Source organism: Planctomonas deserti (assembly GCF_003067705.1).
Lineage (GTDB): Bacteria > Actinomycetota > Actinomycetes > Actinomycetales > Microbacteriaceae > Planctomonas > Planctomonas deserti.
The window spans coordinates 1-645 of sequence record NZ_QANL01000080.1 but is presented as its reverse complement, the minus strand read 5'-3'; the positions used below and the strand labels follow the sequence as shown (position 1 = coordinate 645).

At 66.5% G+C, this 645-nt stretch carries 1 protein-coding gene; it reads left to right on the top strand.

The window, feature by feature from the left end; all coding sequences use genetic code 11:
* Nucleotides 1-136: 136 nt before the first annotated feature.
* Complete coding sequence (locus DAI20_RS19640; protein WP_108252892.1) at nucleotides 137-523, top strand: BlaI/MecI/CopY family transcriptional regulator; 387 nt, start codon at nucleotides 137-139, stop codon at nucleotides 521-523.
* The last annotated feature ends 122 nt before the right edge of the window (nucleotides 524-645 follow it).

The following is a 645-nucleotide window of genomic DNA, read 5'->3' as shown; positions in this document are numbered from 1 at the left end:
GATCGGATGCAGCCGGCGCGCCAAAGGTTTAAGCGCTCGGCACCCCTACCGTTCGTCGGCCCATGACTTCCGGGGGGTTGACTACAGTTGTCGTCAAGCTGACAGTGACGACACGTGTAGTCAAGGGAGTGGTGTCATGCGTGGCAAGACGATCGGGGACCAGGAGCTGGCCCTGCTGCAGTACATCGATGAACATGCGCCGGCCAGCGTCGGTGAGGTCGCCAGTGGCTACGGCGAGGCCCGTGGCCTGGCCCGGTCCACCGTGCTGACGATGATGGAGCGGCTGCGGGCGAAGGGGTATCTTCGTCGCCAGCAGCAGGACGGCGTCTACCGCTACCAGGCCACCCGTGGCCCGGAAAGCGTGCTGCAGGGGGCCGTGGCCCAGTTCATCGACAACACCCTCCAGGGCTCGGTGTCGCCGTTCGTGGCCTACCTGTCGCAGCGCCAGCAGGTCAGCGACAACGAGCTGGCCGAGCTGGAAGCGCTGGTCGCCCAACTCCAATCGCGTCGCCACGAGGGCTGAGCCATGGACACCACGATGCTGATCCCGATGCTGGAACGGTTGGGCTGGACCAGCCTGCAGACCGTGCTGCTGGTGGCGCTGGTCTACGTGCTGTGCCGCGCGCTGCCGACACTGTCGGCGGC